9 protein-coding genes are annotated in these 13,978 nt (G+C 50.8%); 7 read left to right on the top strand and 2 right to left on the bottom strand.

What is annotated here, in order from left to right; genetic code table 11:
* Window positions 1–56 precede the first annotated feature (56 nt).
* Together ACOQPM_RS18415 and ACOQPM_RS18410 are read left to right on the top strand one after the other, a co-directional pair.
* Window positions 57–947, top strand: coding sequence for a hypothetical protein (locus ACOQPM_RS18415; RefSeq protein WP_420631724.1), 891 nt, complete (start codon window positions 57–59; stop codon window positions 945–947).
* 208 nt (window positions 948–1,155) lie between these two features.
* Window positions 1,156–1,464 carry a hypothetical protein gene (locus ACOQPM_RS18410; RefSeq protein ID WP_420631723.1) on the top strand — a complete coding sequence of 103 codons (309 nt, stop codon included), beginning with the start codon at window positions 1,156–1,158 and terminating at the stop codon, window positions 1,462–1,464.
* Between the two features lie 71 nt (window positions 1,465–1,535).
* On the opposite strand, the gene ACOQPM_RS18405 is transcribed toward ACOQPM_RS18410, so the two are convergent.
* Window positions 1,536–1,784 carry a zinc ribbon domain-containing protein gene (locus ACOQPM_RS18405; RefSeq protein WP_420631722.1) on the bottom strand — a complete coding sequence of 83 codons (249 nt, stop codon included), beginning with the start codon at window positions 1,782–1,784 and terminating at the stop codon, window positions 1,536–1,538.
* A gap of 188 nt (window positions 1,785–1,972) precedes the next feature.
* Complete coding sequence (locus ACOQPM_RS18400) at window positions 1,973–2,119, bottom strand: hypothetical protein (protein ID WP_420631721.1); 147 nt, start codon at window positions 2,117–2,119, stop codon at window positions 1,973–1,975.
* 110 nt (window positions 2,120–2,229) lie between these two features.
* Between ACOQPM_RS18400 and ACOQPM_RS18395 the strand changes: the two genes are divergently transcribed.
* The 5 genes from ACOQPM_RS18395 (at window position 2,230) to ACOQPM_RS18375 (ending at window position 13,902) form a co-directional block, all read left to right on the top strand.
* Entirely contained in the window at window positions 2,230–4,167 is a 1,938-nt protein-coding gene (locus tag ACOQPM_RS18395; RefSeq protein ID WP_420631720.1) for an ABC transporter ATP-binding protein, read from the top strand.
* A 502-nt stretch (window positions 4,168–4,669) separates the two neighbouring features.
* Entirely contained in the window at window positions 4,670–7,426 is a 2,757-nt protein-coding gene (ppdK, locus tag ACOQPM_RS18390; RefSeq protein WP_420631719.1) for a pyruvate, phosphate dikinase, read from the top strand.
* Window positions 7,427–7,677: 251 nt separating this feature from the next.
* Window positions 7,678–11,268 (top strand): pyruvate:ferredoxin (flavodoxin) oxidoreductase, encoded by a 3,591-nt coding sequence (gene nifJ, locus ACOQPM_RS18385; protein WP_420631718.1) that lies wholly within the window; start codon window positions 7,678–7,680, stop codon window positions 11,266–11,268.
* A gap of 78 nt (window positions 11,269–11,346) precedes the next feature.
* On the top strand, window positions 11,347–12,375 hold the full coding sequence (locus ACOQPM_RS18380) for a dihydroorotate dehydrogenase-like protein (protein WP_420631717.1): 1,029 nt from the start codon (window positions 11,347–11,349) through the stop codon (window positions 12,373–12,375).
* A gap of 150 nt (window positions 12,376–12,525) precedes the next feature.
* Complete coding sequence (locus tag ACOQPM_RS18375; RefSeq protein ID WP_420631716.1) at window positions 12,526–13,902, top strand: HlyD family secretion protein; 1,377 nt, start codon at window positions 12,526–12,528, stop codon at window positions 13,900–13,902.
* Window positions 13,903–13,978 lie beyond the last annotated feature (76 nt).

Below are 13,978 nucleotides of genomic sequence, written 5' to 3'. Positions count from 1 at the left end.
ACTTTTGATTATGATAAGGGTGTAGATGTTGTGTGCAACAGTGCAGGAGGCCTCTCATGATGAAGCGTATTGGTATTTTACTGGTCACTTTTGTGTTGGCAACGGCCGTTTTAAGCAGCATTTTTTGGGCAAAGGCAGCGTTGCCCCTGGCAGAAACGGCCGTGTCTCAAGAAGACACTCATCTCTACTTGCCATTGGTTGCCAAACCGTCCCAGCCCCCACAAATTCTCAGCTTCACCGCCACGGTTCCCATTGCTGACCCCGGCGACACGATCACGCTCAGTTGGAAAACCAGCAATGCGACAACTGTCACTTTGTACCATCTGTTTGGTGGCGTTTTGGGCACGTTTTGGTTCGTAGAACCAACCGGCAGCATGACCTACACCATTAGCAGCGGCAGCCGAAATAGTGAATCATTCGCCTTGTATGCCAGTAGTGATGATTTTCCATATATGTCTGCTTCGCTCACTGTGCCGCTCACTTGTCCATTTGCCTGGTTCTTTACGCCAGCGCCAGATGTTTGCGCGCAAGATGCTGTGCTTCTTTCTGCTTCGGCAGAGCAGCAGTTTGAGCATGGGGTGATGATTTGGGTTGCTGAGGAAGATCGCATTTACGTGCTGTTTGACGACACTATGTACACGGATGGCTGGAACGCATATGAAGATACTTGGCAAGATGGCGATCCGATTGATGATCCGTTCATTGTGCCGCCGCCTGGTTTTTACCAGCCGCAGCGGGGCTTTGGCCTAGTGTGGCGTGAGCAGCCCCAGGTGCGAGAGCGATTGGGTTGGGCTTTGGCGTTTGAGGTTGGGGGGGATACGGCCGTGCAGCGGACCTCTTACTTCAAATACAACCACATTTACCTGAAGGCGTTAGATAACAACATTTGGCATCTGTTCCCAGAGCGCAGCGATTGGGAAAAACTCATTCCAGAGGCAGTTGAATGAGCGATTGTTACCCAACTGACTCCACAATATATGACAATCGGCATGTTTTCGAAATGAAATTTGTCACTACGACAAATAGTAAGGCTAGCCATACTTGGTGCTTGAAAGCAAAAAATGAGAAGGAGGCACGCCCGTGAATCTTGAGCAAGCAAATACATCCATCCGAATTGCCTGGAAAATGTCATTGGTTTCAATCTTGGTAACTGTTATGCTGACGTTAGTGTATGCTAGCGGCGGCTCGTTGTTGCAGGTAGATTGGTGGAACTGGGTAGACATTGTTTTGATGTTGGCCCTGACATATGGTGTGTACAAAAAACACCGCGCCAGTGCCGTGACGCTGTTTGTTTATTATGTTGTTGGCAAAATCTATGTTTGGATTTTTTACGGTGTGTTTTTAGGGATACCGATTGCGGCCGTTTTTGCGTACTTTTTCTTTCGCGGTGTCCAGGGCGTGTTTGCTTATCATCGGTTGGCTAATGAGTATGAGGAAGATACGGCCGTAGAGTATTCCGTTTAGCGCAAACCCAAACTCAAAATAAAAGAGGACACCGGCCAGTGTCCTCTTTTTGATCGCGTGCAAAAGATGCTTTAGTTGGCAAACAAAATGTCCAGGAAGGTGCCTAAATCATCTTTGCCCTCAAGCATTTTCAGATTGAACACTTCTGTAAAGCCGCAGTTGTGGCAGGAAACGAAAGCGTAGCGGTAAGGCTGAATTTCTAAAAAGCGCGAGATGCCAGTGCCTGCCATTGATAATTTTTCTACATGGGCGCCGCTACTTTTGCAATGGCTGCACACAAATTCATCTGCCAATAATTTTTCTACATTTGCTTTGCTCATCACACACTCCGTTTGTGCATCAAAATATCAAATCTTGAAAAACTTTACGCAAGGCTGGCAAAAATGTTGTAAGCAAACAAGTTGAATCTGTAACAAAATTCACATTGTTGCGTTACATTTGGAATTTGTTACACTGTGCTTGGCTCCCCCCCGAGAGATGCCTCATGAGCGCCTGCTCTTGAGGCATCTCATTTTTTTAGCCACTTTGTTGCTTCCATCAAACGGCAACGCTTATGAAGTTTTTCCGCAACGACAGGCTGCCAACCTTGCCAGGTGGTTCCTGCCCGATTGACCAGTACCCAAAACGGCCGTTCTGCGCCATACTTGAACTTCATCAAAATATTAGCCACAGAGCACACAGAGAGTTTAGAGAAAAAAGCTAAAGATTTGGGCAAAATTCTGTGACAATCTGCGTAATCTGTGGATTTCTTTCTCGGAGGAATTTATGGGTTTTCACGGTGGCGGTTGGTGGGCATACATCTCCCACGACGAAAAGCAGGAGCGTCCAGCCATTACGCGCGATTTGCTCTTGCGGGTATGGGAATTTGCCCAACCATATCGCCTAAAAATTATCTTTTTACTGATAACAATTTTGCTTATCACCGGGCTAACCTTGGTGTCACCGCTCTTGGTGCGTTCGTTAATTGATAACGCCATCCCCAACGAAGATTTTCGGCTGCTGACGCTGCTGGCGGCGGGCATGGTTGCTATTCCCATCGTCAACGGCGGCATTGGCGTTTTTCAGCGCAGTCTCAACTCCCAAATTGGCGAGGGTGTCATTTACGATTTGCGCCGTGCATTGTATGAACATATGCAGCGCATGTCGCTCCGCTTTTTCACCCAATCCCGTACTGGTGAGCTGATGTCCCGGCTGAACAACGATGTCATCGGCGCACAGCGGGCGATTAGCGACACGATTGTGACGATTATTTCCAACATTATCTCGCTGGTAGGTACGTTGGCAATTTTGCTCACGTTGGAGTGGCGACTGACGCTGCTGGGGCTGGCCATCTTGCCGCTGTTTGTGCTGCCTGCACGGCGCGTGGGGCGCACTTTGCGCGATTTGCGGCGCAAATCGCTGGAAATTAGCGCGGAGATGAATGCGACGATGAACGAGACGCTCAACGTTAGCGGGGCGTTGCTAGTGAAGCTGTTTGGCCGCGAAGATCGTGAGATGAAGCGATTTGCCGACGATGCGGCCGATGTGCGAGACATTGGGGTGCGTTCGGCGGTGATTGGTCGCTGGTTTTTTATGATGTTGAGCATTATTGGGGCGGTGGGTACGGCCGTTGTTTACTGGGTGGGTGGCTATCTGGTGTTGGAAGATGCGTTTACTATCGGAACGATCGTGGCCTTCGGTAGTTACCTGTCTCAGCTTTACGGGCCGCTCATGGCGTTAACCAACGCCCCGGTGGAGTTTGCCCAAAGCATGGTCAGCTTCGAGCGCGTATTTGAAGCGTTGGACATTCCTGTGGAAATTGCAGAGAGGCCAGAGGCAAAGAAGTTAGCGCAGGTAGACGGCCGTATCCAATTCCAAGACGTCTCATTCACCTACACGAATGATGAGAACCCAGGTGGCTTACAGGAAATTGCCCGATTTAGCTGGCGTGGTGGCGGCGCAGCCCACCTCAAGCGGGGCAAGGCCAAACAAAACGGAGATGCCAGCGAAAATGGAAGCAGCCCAGAGCTTGAACAACGCTGGGCCTTGCAAGACGTTAACTTCAACATTGAGCCAGGCAAACTGGTTGCCCTGGTTGGCCCTAGCGGTGCAGGCAAGACGACGATTACTTACTTGATTCCAAGATTGTATGATCCGACGAACGGCCGTATCACCATTGATAACTACGACCTGCGCGATGTTACCCTCAACAGCCTGGCCCACAACATTGGCATGGTCACGCAAGAAACCTACCTCTTTTATGACACCATTCGCGCTAATTTGCTTTACGCCCGCCCCGACGCCACTGATGAGCAAATGATTGCTGCTGCCAAAGCCGCCAACATCCACGACTTTATCGCCGATTTGCCCGATGGCTACGATACCGTTGTGGGTGAACGAGGCTATCGCTTAAGCGGTGGTGAACGCCAGCGCATTGCCATTGCCCGCGTGGTGCTAAAAGATCCACGCATCCTGGTGCTAGATGAAGCTACCTCCCACCTGGATTCACTGTCCGAAGCGTTGATTCAAGAAGCGTTAGGCAAAGTGATGCAGGGACGCAGCAGCTTGGTAATTGCTCACAGACTCTCAACCGTTTTGGCTGCCGATAAAATTTTGGTGATGGAAAAAGGCCAACTTGTTGAGCAAGGCACTCATGAAGAATTACTGGCACGGGGTGGCCTGTACACAAATCTGTACGAAACCCAGTTCAAGCCAACCGAATAAAGTTTACAAGTAGGCAAGTCTGCGAGTATGCAAGTAAAAGTACTGCACTTGCATACTTGCTACTTGCACACTTAGCTACTCCCCTCGATTTTGCAGTTGGGGGATGATAACTGCTGCCACTACCAGTAGCAGGATGACAATTAAAAAAATCCGGCCAATTGGATCCATCTTGCTTAACCTCCTTGAAGTTTCTCTTCTTTGAATATTGCCTCAATTTTAGACCAGCCCTGATGAAAAACAACTGAAAATGCGGGCGAATCCCTTCTGCTGTTCTTGCGAAAAAAAGCGCAATGCAAACGGTGATGTTTGTCATTGGTGACAATGTACTTTGTCACTGTCTGGTAATGGTTCTGCTCCCTACAATGGACAAGGTTGTGTTAACCCAATTTTCTGGGGGAGTAAAACAGGCACACCATCCCACCACTCAATCTCCCCCTTTCGCACGTTAAGCAAAGCACAGAATACGAAACCAAGAAATTATTCCATCGGGAGGAATAGACTCATGACTATTGCAATGGCTTCAGAAAAAGAGCTGAAGACAGAATCAAACCAAAAATATGTGTATCTTTTTAATGAGGTTGATCAGGCTCAAGAAAAAATGGGCGGCTCGTGGGAAGGTGTACGTAGCTTATTAGGCGGTAAAGGTGCAAACCTGGCCGATATGACGCGCTTGGGCGTACCGGTACCGCCAGGGCTCACCGTTTCTACCGAAGCGTGCAATGCGTATCTTGAGGCTGGCGAACAGTTCCCAGATGGCATGTGGGAACAGGTGTTGGAAGCTATCAAAGACGTTGAAAAGGCAATGGGCAAAAAGATTGGCGATTTACAGAAGCCGCTGCTCGTGTCTTGCCGTTCTGGGGCTAAATTTTCGATGCCCGGCATGATGGACACCGTATTGAATATTGGCATGAATGATGCTGTTGCCGAGGAAATGATTAAGCGCACTGGCCCCAAGTTTGTTTACGATATTTATCGTCGTGTTATCCAGATGTTTGGCGGCGTGGTGATGGGCGTGCCGGACGAGGTGTTTGAGGCTGTGATTGAAGCGCAGCGCAAGGCGGCCGGCGTGAAGAGCGACACGGAAATGAGTGCTGACGATTGGAAAGTCATCACGGAACAATTCAAGCAAATTTACAAGACGTACACCAACGAAGATTTCCCTCAAGACCCGCTTGAGCAGATGAAGCGAGCCACGGAGGCTGTTTTTAAGTCATGGAATGGTAAACGTGCCTTTGCTTACCGCGATGCTGCTGGTATTCCACATGATTTGGGAACGGCCGTAAACATCCAAACAATGGTCTACGGCAATATCTCTGACGATGCTGGTACCGGTGTAGCCATGTCTCGTAACGCCTCCACAGGCGAAAAAGAGCTTGAAGGCGACTTTTTGATGAATGCCCAAGGTGAAGACGTGGTAGCCGGTATTCGCATCACCCAGCCTATCAGCGATCTCCAAAAAGAAATGCCGAACATTTACGCCCAGTTTGAAGAAATTGCTCAAAAGCTGGAAAAGCATTACCGTAACATGCAGGATATGGAATTTACCATTGATCGCGGTAAGCTGTGGATTTTGCAAACACGCGACGGCAAGCGCACGGCACAAGCAGAAGTTCGCATTGCAGTAGACCAAGTTGAAGAAGGGCTCATCAGCAAAGAAGAAGCCGTGCGCCGCGTGAAGCCAGAGCAGGTTGATTTCTTCTTGCATCCACAGTTGGATGGTGAAGCGGTTAAAGAAGCCACGCAAATTGCTACCGGGCTGAACGTTTCCCCAGGTGCGGCCGTTGGTATAGTGGCATTTGATGCTGACACGGCCGAAAAATGGGCCAAAGAAGAAGGTAAAAAGGTCATTATGGTGCGGCCAGAAACCAAACCAGATGATGTTCATGGCATGTTGGCTGCCGAGGGTATTCTAACTAGCAAAGGCGGCCGTACCAGTCATGCAGCGTTGGTTGCCCGTCAATTTGGTAAACCAGCCGTAGTTGGTGTAAGCGAGTTGGAACTGGACTTAATCGGCCGTAAGATGACGGTTGGTGAAGATTTAGAGATTTACGAAGGTGAGTGGCTCTCCCTAGACGGTACACAGGGTATTGTTTACCTCGGCCAACTACCCACCGTGGTTCCTGACTTTAAGAACCCTTACCTGCTTAAATTGCTGGGCTGGGCAGATGAAATTCGTGAGCTGGGTGTATGGGCAAATGCCGACTACCCCCGTGACGCTGAACGTGCTCGTGAATATGGCGCACAGGGCATTGGCCTCTGCCGCACAGAGCATATGTTCTTTGAAGCTGAGCGTATGCCCATTGTGCAGAAGATGATCATGTCTAAACATGCTGTCGATCGCAAAGAAGCTTTGGATCAGCTATTACCATTGCAACGGGGCGATTTTGAAGGTTTGTTCCGGGCAATGGACGGATTGCCGGTTATCATTCGTCTGATTGACCCGCCATTGCATGAGTTCCTACCCTCATTTGAAGAGTTAGTACAAGATTTGGCCGACCTGAAAGTGCGGACGCAGCATTACCACACGCTGAGCGAAATTGATGCGGCTTTAGCAGAAATTCGCGTTAAGCAAGATTACCTGGAACGTGTTGAGGCTTTGCGCGAGATGAACCCGATGCTCGGTACGCGTGGCGTTCGCTTGGGCATCCTCATCCCAGAACTGACCAAGATGCAGGTACGGGCTATCTTTGAAGCGGCATGTAAATGTTCCAAGGAAGGGGTAGACGTGCATCCTGAGGTGATGATTCCGTTGATTTCTCATGTGAACGAGCTGAAAACCCAGCAAGCGGCGCTTGAAGCTGAAGCAAAAGCTGTGATGGAAGAACAAGGCATCGAAGTGACTTACAAGTTTGGCACGATGATTGAGATTCCACGGGCAGCTTTAACCGCTGGCGAAATTGCCGAAGTAGCGCAGTTCTTTTCTTTTGGCACCAACGATTTGACGCAAACGACGTTTGGTATTTCTCGTGATGATGCGGAATCTGGATTTTTGATGGAGTACCAGCAAAAAGGTATTTTGGCAGACAATCCATTTGCCTCGATTGACCCGAATGGTGTGGGTCGGTTAATGGAGATTGCGGTGGCAGACGGCCGTTCCGCCCGCAAAGATCTAGAAGTAGGCATCTGCGGTGAACACGGTGGTGACCCCAAGAGCATTGCGATCTGTCACAATCTGAACCTGAACTACGTTTCCTGTTCGCCATTCCGTGTACCGATTGCTCGGTTGGCTGCTGCCCATGCTGCTTTGGCAGACAAATAAAGCAAGCTGAATTTAGGAAGAGATAAGGTTTACTTATGTTAATTAGAGGAGTGGCTTTTTATGAGCCACTCCTTTATTTTTTCCTTAATGACATTCTGCATTCCCATAAAGGTAGTTTGTCACTACAGGGGGACGGCCGTTTTCAGGATACTTTGAACAGTAATCGCACTAATAGATTTTTGTTTTCCCACTGATGATTGCCCCAAACCGCACAATCACTTCCGTTTTACCAAGAACGAAGGAGAACCAACATGACCAAACAGATGATAACCATTGATGGCAATGAGGCGGCTGCCAGAGTCGCCCACAAAATTAACGAAGTCATTGCCATTTACCCCATCACCCCCTCGTCACCAATGGGTGAATGGGCTGACCAATGGTCAGCGGAAGGGAAGCCCAACATCTGGGGCTCCACGCCGCTGGTTGTAGAAATGCAGGCCGAGGGTGGGGCGGCTGGTGCTGTACATGGCTCACTGCAGGCCGGGGCACTAACCACAACCTTTACTGCCTCCCAGGGCCTGCTGCTGATGATCCCCAATATGTACAAAATTGCTGGGGAGCTGACCTCGACGGTGTTCCACATTGCCGCCCGTTCCGTTGCAGCTCAGGCTCTCTCAATCTTTGGCGACCACTCTGACGTGATGGCGGCACGAAACACGGGGTTTGCTTTGCTTTCTGCCAACTCTGTACAAGAAGTAACTGATTTTGCCTTGATTTCTTCGGCGGCGACTTTAGAAGCACGGGTGCCATTCCTGCACTTTTTTGACGGCTTCCGCACCTCACACGAAATTAGCAAAATTGAGCCATTAGGCGACGATGTTTTACGCGCCATGATTAACGACGATCTGGTTCGCGCGCATCGTGCGCGTGGCCTGACACCGGATCATCCCGTCCTTCGCGGAACAGCCCAAAACCCGGATGTATTCTTCCAGGCGCGGGAAAGCGTGAATCCTTTTTATGACGCTTGCCCGAATATTGTGCAATCTGCAATGGACAAATTTGCAAAGCTGACGGGCCGCCAATACAAACTGTTTGAGTACGTTGGTGCCCCAGATGCCGAGCGTGTGATTGTGTTGATGGGGTCTGGTGCCGAAACGGCCGAATCCACCGCTAAATTCCTCGCTGGTCAAGGTGAAAAAGTGGGTGTTGTCAAAATTCGACTGTACCGGCCATTTTCAATTGACGCCTTTGTGAATGTGCTGCCACCAACCGTAAAAGCAATTGCTGGCTTGGATCGCACCAAGGAGCCCGGCGCATCTGGTGAACCGCTCTATCTCGATGTGATGTCTGCCGTCGTTGAGGCTGTGGCCGAAGGCAAAGCACCATTTGAAACAATGCCACGCATCGTTGGTGGCCGTTATGGACTTTCCTCCAAAGAGTTTACACCCGGCATGGTCAAGTCAGTCTTCGATGAATTGGCTAAGCCAAATCCCAAGAATCATTTCACCGTCGGCATCAATGACGATGTGACTAACACTAGCCTGACGTGGGACAAAACGTTCAACATTGAGCCAGATGATGTGGTTCGCGCTGTGTTCTACGGTCTTGGTTCCGACGGTACCGTCGGCGCAAACAAAAATTCCATCAAAATTATTGGTGAAGATACTCCGAACCATGCTCAAGCCTACTTTGTTTACGATTCCAAAAAAGCAGGCTCAGTCACGGTTTCGCATTTGCGGTTTGGCAAGCAGCCAATTCACGCACCGTACCTCATCGAAACTGCCAGTTTTGTGGGGGTGCATCAATTTACCTTTCTAGAACGGTACGATGTGCTTCGCCTGGCGGCACCGGGCGCAACCTTCCTGCTCAACAGCCCCTACGGCCCAGAGGAAGTTTGGGACAAGATGCCGCGCAGCACGCAGCAAGCGGTTATTGACAAGAATCTGAAATTTTACGTGGTGGATGGCTACCAGGTGGCCAAAGAAACCAAGATGGGTCGCCGCATCAACACCATCATGCAGACTTGTTTCTTTGCCCTTAGTGGCGTGTTACCGACAGATGAGGCCATTGCAGCGATTAAAACTGCCATTAAGAAAACTTACGGCAAGCGCGGCGAAGCGGTGGTAAACCAAAATTATGCAGCTGTGGATGCTGCTCTGGCACACCTGCACGAGGTTACGGTGCCAGGTAGCGTGACAAGTGATTTTGAACGGCCGTCTATCGTGCCAGATCACGCGCCAGAGTTTATTCAATCCGTCACCGCTCGCATTATCGAAGGGTTGGGGGATGAACTGCCCGTGAGCGCATTGCCAATTGATGGCACATACCCCACTGGCACCACTAAATGGGAAAAGCGGAATATTGCGACAGAAATTCCCGTGTGGGACCCGGATATTTGTATCCAATGTGGTAAATGTGCCTTTGTTTGTCCACACTCCGTCATTCGGATGAAGGTTTACGACAAAGCAGAACTAGAAAACGCACCGGCTACCTTCAAATCTACTGACGCTCGCTACAAAGAGTTCAAAGGCCAAGCCTTTACGCTACAGGTAGCACCAGAAGATTGCACCGGCTGTACTCTTTGCGTTGAAGTTTGCCCTGTTAAAAACAAGCGTCAGCCAAAATTCAAAGCGATTAACATGGCACCCCAAGCACCGCTGCGCGAAGCAGAGCGCGAAAATTGGGATTACTTCCTCAACTTGCCAAAGGTGGATCGCACCAGCATCCCGCTGAATCAGGTGAAATACAACCAGCTACTTGACCCGCTGTTCGAGTTCTCTGGTGCCTGCGCTGGCTGTGGGGAGACACCCTATCTTGGTTTGCTTAGCCGCCTCTTTGGCGACCGAGCTGTTATTGCCAACGCGACGGGATGTTCCTCCATTTACGGCGGGAACTTGCCCACAACACCGTGGTCTCAAGATGAAAACGGCCGTGGCCCAGCTTGGTCCAACTCCCTGTTTGAAGACAATGCCGAATTTGGCATGGGGATGCGCGTGGCGCTGGACCAGCGGCTAGAGGCAGCGACCCACACCTTACGCGAGATGCGAGATGTACTGGGTTCGGTTTTGGTAGACAGCATTCTCTTCGCTGACCAAATGACCGATGCAGACATTGAAGCCCAACGCGGCCGTGTAGAAGAGCTAAAGGAGCGCATCAAGGATTTGCTTTCTGGCAAAGAATCTGGCGTCGGCAACTTCCAGGGTCGCTTGGCAAACCTGCTCAGCATGGCGGACATTCTTGTGAAGAAGAGTGTTTGGATTGTTGGTGGTGATGGTTGGGCTTATGACATTGGCTTTGGTGGCTTAGACCACGTGTTGGCCTCGGGTCGTAACGTAAACGTGCTGGTTTTGGATACGGAAGTTTATTCCAACACCGGTGGTCAGATGTCTAAAGCAACGCCGCGTGGCGCAGTTGCCAAATTTGCGGCGGCTGGTAAACCAATGCCCAAGAAGGATTTGGGGCTGCTGGCCATTAGCTATGGCAACATTTACGTGGCGCGGGTGGCGTTTGGCGCGAAGGATGCCCAAACGGTGCGTGCTTTCCAAGAAGCAGAAGCGTACGATGGCCCTTCACTGATTATTGCTTACAGCCACTGCATTGCACATGGCTACGACCTGAAGTTTGGCTTAGAGCAGCAAGCAGCGGCCGTTGGCAGCGGGCATTGGCCACTCTATCGCTTTAACCCGGATATGGCTAGTTCCGAAAAGAATCCATTTACTTTAGACAGTCGGCCACCAAAACAGTCGCTAGAAAGCTACATTTACCGCGAAGGACGCTACCGCATTTTGCAACAAAGCAACCCGCAAGCGGCAGAACGATTGCTTGAACTTGCAAAGCAAGATGTAGCTGACACTTGGGAAACGTACAAACGGTTGGCTGGCATCAACGGCAAATCTGGCTAATATCAGAAACCACCCTCACCCCAGCCCTCTCCCTCGCAAGGGGAAGGCTAGGGAGGGGTATCCTGATTGGAGGATAAAATGAATTTAAAGACAAAATATTTGGGTTTAGAACTGAAAAACCCGTTGGTGCCGTCGTCCTCTCCTTTGTCTCGTACGCTGGATGGTTTGCGGCAAATGGAAGATGCTGGCGCGAGTGCGGTTGTGCTGTATTCACTTTTTGAAGAGCAAATTCTTCATGAAACGCACACGCTGAATGAGCATTTGCTGCAAGGGACAGAAAGTTTTGCCGAGGCGTTGAACTATTTCCCCGAAGCCCCTGAGTTTAAGCATGGCCCGGACGTGTATCTGAACCATATTCGGCGTGCTAAAGATGCTTTGAATATTCCAATCATTGCCAGCCTGAACGGCGTATCTGATGGTTGGTGGATTCGGTATGCGCGGGACATTGAGCAAGCAGGTGCTGACGCACTGGAGCTGAATATTTATTACTTACCAACGAGTCTGGATGAATCCAGCGCTGAAGTGGAAGCGATGTATTTGGAAGCATTGGCACATGTGAAAGAGGCGGTTTCAATTCCTGTGGCTATGAAGTTGAGTCCTTACTTTAGCGCGATGGGCAACATGGCCAAACGGCTAGTTGAAGGTGGCGCGGATGGTTTGGTGTTGTTCAATCGGTTTTACCAGCCAGACCTGGATTTGGAGAATTTGGCAGTTGTGCCGAATTTGGTTTTGAGCAACTCAACTGAACTGCGTTTACCATTGCGCTGGACTGCTATTTTATACGGCCGTATCCAAGCCGACATTGCCCTCACGTCCGGTGTACACAACGTGACGGACGTGCTGAAAGGTCTCGCTGCTGGTGCATCAGTAACGATGATTGCATCTGAACTGTTGCGGAACGGTGTGGGCCGTTTACAAGTTTTGCGTGAAGGCATCGTGCAATGGCTGGAAGAAAACGAGTACGAATCGTTAGACCAACTGCGTGGCAGCTTGAGCCAGATTAACTGTGCTGAACCGGCCGCTTTTGAACGGGCCAACTACATGCGTGTTCTCAGCAGCTACGCCGACGATTACGGCCGTCGTACCATGCCCGTATCATTTGATTAAACTTTTTCTGCAAGCAAATTTGTACAATTGGCAAGTTGCTTGCTTCATGTTTGTTACCTCCTGTTTTCTGCCACCTGATTGTTCAGGTGGCAGTTTTTGTTGTATTTGGGTCAGGTGTTGGGATAATAAATGGTTGAGGTGAACGATTTAATGACAACGAAGCGAATATTACTTTCAATTGGCATTGTGGCGGTCTTGAGCGGGCTGGGGTATTGGGGCTATCTGCAATATTTGGCACCAGGTACAGAAAATGGGGGGGATACGGCCGTCCCTACAACCACCACCCAAACGCCCACCACCATCACCGCCGAGGGGCAGATTGTGCCGCTGGCACAGGCGAATCTAACCTTTGTTGGCAGTGGCTTGGTTACAATAGTTGTTGTGCAGCCGGGGGATTTTGTTGAGAAAGACACGACGTTGCTGACGCTGGATACGGCCGAACAAGAAATTGCGTTGCGGCAGACAGAAGCGGCTTTGGCACAGGCTATTGCCAATGTGCAGATGGCCGAGGCGGGGGTGTTGGCGGCAGAAACGGCCGTTTCTGCCGCAGAAGTTGGTGTAGCGATAGCCGAAGCCAATCATGCCCTTCTAGCTGCTGATCCCACGGAAGCTCAGTTGGCATTGAATGAAGCGTTGGTAGGGGCTGCCGAAGCGAATGTTGGGTTAGCCGTGGGGAATCAGAGCGTGACGTTGGAAGGCAGCACCGATGCTCAAATTCGGGCAGCGGAAGCTGCATTGGCTGCTGCCCAAGTAGCCTACATCACGGCGCGTGATGCGTACGAGCCGGTGACGCAGGACGAAAATGCGCTCTCCGAGGATCGTGAACAGGCGCAGCTACAACTTAATGCCGCGTTGGCCAATTTGCAATCTGCCCAGGCTGCGTTGGATGAGGCACTAGCGGGTGCCAGCGGTGCGGCCCAAACTGCGGCGGCGGGGGGCGTACAGGCGGCTCAAAATGAGCAGGCCGCTGCCGAGGCGGAATTGGCATTATTGCAATCCGGTACGCAGGCTGAGCGATTGGCAGTTGCCCAGGCGGAAATCGAGGCAGCGCAGCAGCTATTGGCGGAGGTGACGTTGCAGGTGGATTTGGCAGAAACGGCCGTTACTCAGGCAGAAACGGCCGTGCAAGAAGCCCAAACCCAGGTGGATGCTGCCCAGCTAGCCCTGGAAAAACGCAGCCTAGTGGCTCCGTTTGGCGGCACGGTTGCCGATGTGCTGGTGGACGTGGGCGAGACGGTGACGGCCGGGCAGCCAGTGGCAATTGTGGCCGATTTGTCTGGCTGGCAGGTGGAAACGACGGATTTGATCGAGGCAGACGTCGTGGAAATTGCGCGTGATGATGCCGCCCAGATTCAGGTGGATGCCTTCGCCGAACAGCCGCTGACCGGGCGCGTGGTAGAAATTAGCGAGCTTGCCGCCGAAGTGCGTGGCGATCAGACATATGCGGTGACGTTGGCTTTGCCGGAGAGCGATTTGCCGCTGCGGTGGGGCATGTCGGTCTTTGTTACTATTGAGCGGAATCAGTGAGGGGGAGAAAGATGAGAGATTTTAAAAAGGAATACGGAGTTACACAGAGAATGCACGGAGTTATACGGAGAGTTCT

The sequence above is a fragment of the Candidatus Leptofilum sp. genome (assembly GCF_965223525.1).
Lineage (GTDB): Bacteria > Chloroflexota > Anaerolineae > Promineifilales > Promineifilaceae > Leptofilum.
This window is presented reverse-complemented; position numbering and strand designations above follow the sequence as displayed.

What these genes read in the sequence shown, in the direction of transcription:
- ACOQPM_RS18415 (WP_420631724.1), top strand. Translation starts at nt 57, where the DNA reads ATGATGAAGCGTATTGGTATTTTACTGGTCACTTTTGTGTTGGCAACG.
- ACOQPM_RS18410 (WP_420631723.1), top strand. Translation starts at nt 1,156, where the DNA reads ATGCTGACGTTAGTGTATGCTAGCGGCGGCTCGTTGTTGCAGGTAGAT.
- ACOQPM_RS18405 (WP_420631722.1), bottom strand. Translation starts at nt 1,784, where the DNA reads ATGAGCAAAGCAAATGTAGAAAAATTATTGGCAGATGAATTTGTGTGC.
- ACOQPM_RS18400 (WP_420631721.1), bottom strand. Translation starts at nt 2,119, where the DNA reads ATGAAGTTCAAGTATGGCGCAGAACGGCCGTTTTGGGTACTGGTCAAT.
- ACOQPM_RS18395 (WP_420631720.1), top strand. Translation starts at nt 2,230, where the DNA reads ATGGGTTTTCACGGTGGCGGTTGGTGGGCATACATCTCCCACGACGAA.
- ppdK (WP_420631719.1), top strand. Translation starts at nt 4,670, where the DNA reads ATGACTATTGCAATGGCTTCAGAAAAAGAGCTGAAGACAGAATCAAAC.
- nifJ (WP_420631718.1), top strand. Translation starts at nt 7,678, where the DNA reads ATGACCAAACAGATGATAACCATTGATGGCAATGAGGCGGCTGCCAGA.
- ACOQPM_RS18380 (WP_420631717.1), top strand. Translation starts at nt 11,347, where the DNA reads ATGAATTTAAAGACAAAATATTTGGGTTTAGAACTGAAAAACCCGTTG.
- ACOQPM_RS18375 (WP_420631716.1), top strand. Translation starts at nt 12,526, where the DNA reads ATGACAACGAAGCGAATATTACTTTCAATTGGCATTGTGGCGGTCTTG.